Annotated in this window: 5 protein-coding genes; all 5 read right to left on the bottom strand. The window is 41.3% G+C overall.

Going from position 1 to position 5110, the window contains the following annotated elements:
* Positions 1–89: 89 nt before the first annotated feature.
* Positions 90–1277, bottom strand: coding sequence for an anti-sigma factor antagonist (locus tag G625_RS21550; RefSeq protein WP_049895927.1), 1188 nt, complete (start codon positions 1275–1277; stop codon positions 90–92).
* 27 nt (positions 1278–1304) lie between these two features.
* Positions 1305–2393, bottom strand: coding sequence for a tyrosine-protein phosphatase (locus G625_RS0114350; RefSeq protein WP_029201647.1), 1089 nt, complete (start codon positions 2391–2393; stop codon positions 1305–1307).
* 108 nt (positions 2394–2501) lie between these two features.
* Positions 2502–3674 carry a phosphotransferase gene (locus G625_RS21545; RefSeq protein WP_049895926.1) on the bottom strand — a complete coding sequence of 391 codons (1173 nt, stop codon included), beginning with the start codon at positions 3672–3674 and terminating at the stop codon, positions 2502–2504.
* A gap of 398 nt (positions 3675–4072) precedes the next feature.
* Complete coding sequence (locus tag G625_RS0114340) at positions 4073–4549, bottom strand: GGDEF domain-containing protein (RefSeq protein WP_044932949.1); 477 nt, start codon at positions 4547–4549, stop codon at positions 4073–4075.
* Positions 4550–4575: 26 nt separating this feature from the next.
* Positions 4576–4848, bottom strand: a complete 273-nt coding sequence (locus tag G625_RS0114335) for a hypothetical protein (protein ID WP_029201645.1) — start codon at positions 4846–4848, stop codon at positions 4576–4578.
* Positions 4849–5110: the final 262 nt, after the last annotated feature.

Raw genomic sequence — 5110 nt, 5'->3', positions numbered from 1 at the left:
AAAAAAAAGAACGCTATGGGTGTTTTCAATAGCGTTCTTTTTTAATACGTTAGTTTAATCTTTTTTTCAGAAATTCCTTTTCTTCAAATTCACATTACTTTAAAAAGCTGTCTGATCGCTTTTTCATTCGGAACCACAATCTTTCTTAACAATTTATCTATCAGTATAGGTGCCAGCTTCATTGCCTTTTCGGAACCTGCACCCGGCATAAGCGCAACATTAAACGCATACAAAAGACCGATTTTATCATAATATGCTTTTAGCTGTTCAGGATCTGTTATACCTGTGTACCTCTGGAAAAACATGTTTCCAACCTTTATAACCATTTCCTTACTCATACCTGTACTGCGTTCGATACTGGCTGCCTCAGCCCCCGCAGGTGCTACAATCATATCGCGATATATGGATACCATATCGCAAACCGGTGGTCCCATTGTAACTGCAGGCATATCTATGAGCAAAAGTTCATCGTTTTGGATCATAATATTACCCGGATGAAGGTCATTGTGAGTAACAGTATCTACCTCAGGTATCTCATCTATGATACTATGGCAAAGTGCAATTTCTTCATCTGAGCACCACTCTTTAAGATTATCTGCATAGCCATGGTAAACATCCTGGATACGGTCAAATCCTCCATCTTTGATGTGAGTAGAGTGTAGTTTTTTTGCCAATTCCACATACTTATCTACGTAATCATCAAGTAACTCCGGATTATTCATCATAGCATGACCCAAAGTATCACTTTTCAGCATCTCGAAAACGACGCCAAGGCAATCACCGCATTTAACAGTATCATAGGCAATAACAGAAGGAATACCGTTTATAAATGCTGTACGGGCATATTTTCTCTCCCGTTCGATTTCGTCCACGCTCATCCATGGCTTATATACTTTAACGATGGTATCATCATCCAATCTGTAAATAGTACCATTTCCGCCCTGCCCTATAACCGGGCATCCGGTAACATCTATCTCACGAAGCTTTTTTCTCACATCCAGGATTTCTGTGAAGCCGGTAGTTTCAAATATGTCATATACTTCCGGAGAAACATTGACAATAGGAAGTTTTGTTTTTACAGATTTACATAGTTTCATCAACACGCGAAGACCGGCTGAAGATATATACTCGAGGCCATCAGCATCAATGAAAAGGTCATTCTCCCCACGGTTTTCAGCCAGGGCAAAAATCTCTTTTTCAACCTCCGCAGCATTGCTTCCATCTATACGCTTATCAAGACAGATGGTATAACGTTTGTTTTCCGTTGTGGTTTTCATAGTCTGTTCTCCTAAGCTTTTCTGCACTTATGCTTCTGTCAAAAATTTATCCTTCAGCGCTTCAATATCAGCATCCGACACGCCCAGCTCTTTCTTGATATATTCAACAGGTGAACCATATTCAGCTTTTATCCATTCAAGTGCATTTGTCATTGTTTCAGGAAAAACCTCATCCATCCCAAGCATATATAGATTATATTTGTCCTCATCAATGTCCCTTGATTCCAAAAGCTTTCTTTCTCCCGCAATCTTCTCAGCATTAAATTCATTGGTCAGAAGATAATCCTTCATTATGGTTTCCTCAGGAACTCCAAGTGCAGAAAGAATCAGCATGGCTCCGCAGCCGGTACGGTCTTTACCCTGTGTGCAGTGGAAAAGGAGTGATTTACCCTCAGGAAGCTCCTTTAACTCATCAAAGAACTTTGTATATCCTGCCTTACCTGCATCTGAGGAAAGAAAATCAATATACATCCGGTCACTGAGGATGCCAAGCTTGATCGCCATATCAAGTTTTGAAATCGGATCACTCATGTCTATGTTTGACGTGGAATCCTGGGCATTATCAGCATTTTTCTTACTAAGTACTTCTTCATCTATGATATGGACACTTAAATTTTCTACACCCGGTATCTCGGGATCAGGTGCACTTGCATTTTCCATGGTCATTCTGAAATCAATAACCGTAGCAAGTCCATATTCATCCACAAGACGTTTAATATCTTCTTCCGAAGCTTTGGCAAGCGCCGCCGTACGAAGTAATACACCATGCCTGATCATCAGACCGTCGTCAGTTTTGTATCCTCCGAGTTCTCGTGCATTTCCTATGCCCGTCATAGAGATAGTCTGGCTCTCCACTGTAATTTCATCCGCAGTTGCCTCGGCCTCCTTCACTGATGCTGTTTCAGTCGATCCATCACTTCTTTCCACCGAAGTGTCGCTTGTCTCTGAAACAGTATTATCCATTGTTTCAGTCTGTTTTTGCAGCGTTTCTTTAGTTTCTGCAACTGCGGTTGTTGCTGTATCCGTATTGACTGAATTACCTTTTGAACCACAGGAGTTAAGTATGCTCAAGGTTAAAGCTGTTAAGATAAAAAACTTCATCTTGTTTTTCTTCATATTTTATACCTCAATTATCTGAATTTGATATAGATCGTATATTGATGCTGTTTAGCTCATGTTACATACGATTTTTTCAAATCCGGATGTTTTATATTTTAAAAAAGTTTAAAACTTGATTGTTCTGTTTAATGCCGGAGAAATGTCAAAATCAGCACTGATCAGTCCGCTTTTTCTGGTTCTCTCCACGAAACCTGCTATCATGTCTTCGGTCATTTTTGTATAAATATAAGGTACGAGCATATATTTGGCTTCTCCGTATATCTTTGCCAAGGCTCGTCCTTCCTCAACATGATCTTCACCAAAGTACGTCAGCAGCATGCTATTCCATACTATCTTTACTGTTTCATAATCCATGCCCAGATATTTCGGAACAGATTCAGGATTTGTTTCACCAACATGCACCATGCCAAGGTATGAACTTCCCAGATCAAGCAGAGGGTGCCCGTATCCAACATCTCCCATATCTATGAAGATAAGTTCATCATTCATATACATTATATTTTTGGCGTGATAATCACCATGCAGCATGGTGTTGCAATCCTCCAGCGCCTCATATACACTGAGAAGTTTTGCATCTTCCTCAGGTGTAAGATACTTCGCCATACCTTTTGCCCTGCTCTTATACATTTCAAGCATGTTGGTAAGTTTTGAGTTATTGCCCGGTGTCGCATGAAGCTCCTTTAAGAGCTTCCCCATACGTCTTCCCATCTCTTCTGCGCGGGTAGTATCTTCCATGATATAAGCAGAGAGTGTTTTGGCATTCAGCATTTCATAGACTGCTCCGAAACTATCGCCGACTTTTGCCACATCATAAGAAATTGCTGTTGGCACACCGGCAACAAAAGCTGCACGGGCCACATCACGTTCCTCCTGTACAACCTTCATCGGAACTCCCGGAGCGAACACCTTGATGATTGTTTCATCATCCAGACGGTATACTTTTCCGTTGGCACCCTCTCCTATCACCTCGCATTGATCTACACTGATCTCACGGAGTTTCTTTTCTACTTTCAGTATTTCCGTAAAACCGGTGACTTCAAAAATATCATAGATTTCAGGTGAAACATTTTCGACAATGACCTCCGCCTTGATAGCTTTTTTTAATTTCAAAAGCACGCGAAGTCCTGCTGAAGATATATAGGACAGTTCAGAGGCATCTATCCAAACATCTTCTCCCGGATTACAGACTCCCATAATTTCAGTCTCAAACTCCTGGCAATTCAGTGAGTCCACACGACCCCTTACTGTCAGTTTTCCTTCTTTTCCTTTTTCTACCATTGCTCCTCCTTATCCTTAACAGCCGAGATTGATACATTGGTTACAACTTCACGGATTTCCTACGGAACCGGGGCAACCATCATAAAATCAATCGGCTCAAACTCACCAAATATCAGTATAAAGTAGTAAAAAAAATAATCATAATCAATTGAGCAATCAGCATCATAGAAAGACCAATTGAAAAATGAAGCTTTTGTGTTTTGTGATGAAATATATGCATTGCTATCAATCCACCAACTGGTCTCGCTTACTGACGTGACTCGGCAAAAGCAGCCAGTCTAGTATCAGGCGGCAATATGTCCGTCAAGCTTGCTCGTAAGGACATATTGACATCTGATACTTCACTATATAGAAAACATCCCGGATCATGGCGCTCGCCTTGAATCCGGGATGTTTTTCTAACCTGTGTTTTTTCGTCTGCAGTTTTCCTTTTTACTGTAGTAACTACGCTTATTCTCGTACATCATCGCATCTGCTATAGAAATGAGATTATTGATGTTTCCGGGATTATCTTTTGCTACAGCATAGCCTGCGGATACACTTATGCTGTCTATATGCTCACCCCTCCAGGAGGCAACGATATCATTGAATCCAACCATCGCTTCATTAAGGTAATCCGGATCAACCTCTAAAAGAGCCACAAACTCATCGCCACTTATATGATAACACTCTCCGTAATCACTAAAGGCTTTCTTCAGGCATTCTCCGGCACCCTGCACCAACTCATCACCGGCCTTATGCCCCAGACTGTCATTGATACGCTTAAGTCCGTTCACATCAAATACCACTGCGGTAAGATTATCCGGAAGCTTATCAAGATTTTCATACTTATCAAGTACATTACTGTAGGCAAACCGGCTTTTCAACCCCGTCATCACGTCAGAAGAACCGTCCCCCTGACTTATTCTTCGGAAAGCGCCATGAAGAACTCCTTATTGCGCTGCGTATCCAGAACGCGGATCGGCTTGATCTGATCCGGCGCGGTCTTTTCAAGGAACATTCTGCGGTCGCGGTACAGCATGTGCGTTTCGGGTTCCAGGATCCTGACCTTATGGACGATTTCGGCGGCATCCGGGATACCGGCCTGCGCCATCAGGCATACCGCCGTCTTAGCCGTCATAAAAACGGGATTCGTCCGTGCCTGTGCACTGTAGTCAATGTATTCTTTTTCCATGCTGTTCCTCCTTAAAAAAAACATTGATATCTCATATATCGGCTGCCCGATAAAAATAATAAAAAAGATGATGGGGCCATGGATAAACTCATAAAGGATCAGATAGATGCGCTTCTATATGGTGGTGAAGTAAAGCCTGTAACTATATTGATCTTAATTACCTTTCAAATAAAAAAAAGAACGCTATGGGTGTTTTCAATAGCGTTCTTTTTTAATACGTTAGTTTAATCTTTTTTTCAGAAATTCCTTTTCTTCAAATTCA

Origin of the sequence: Oribacterium sp. NK2B42, from assembly GCF_000424445.1 — a bacterium.
Classification (GTDB): domain Bacteria; phylum Bacillota; class Clostridia; order Lachnospirales; family Lachnospiraceae; genus Oribacterium.
Note: the sequence above shows the minus strand (reverse complement) of the source record. Positions and strands in the feature narration are given on the sequence as shown.

Excerpts from the sequence above, each read along its gene's own strand:
- G625_RS21550 (WP_049895927.1), bottom strand. The coding sequence starts at position 1,277 with ATGAAAACCACAACGGAAAACAAACGTTATACCATCTGTCTTGATAAG.
- G625_RS0114350 (WP_029201647.1), bottom strand. The coding sequence starts at position 2,393 with ATGAAGAAAAACAAGATGAAGTTTTTTATCTTAACAGCTTTAACCTTG.
- G625_RS21545 (WP_049895926.1), bottom strand. The coding sequence starts at position 3,674 with ATGGTAGAAAAAGGAAAAGAAGGAAAACTGACAGTAAGGGGTCGTGTG.
- G625_RS0114335 (WP_029201645.1), bottom strand. The coding sequence starts at position 4,848 with ATGGAAAAAGAATACATTGACTACAGTGCACAGGCACGGACGAATCCC.
- G625_RS0114340 (WP_044932949.1), bottom strand. The coding sequence starts at position 4,549 with ATGACGGGGTTGAAAAGCCGGTTTGCCTACAGTAATGTACTTGATAAG.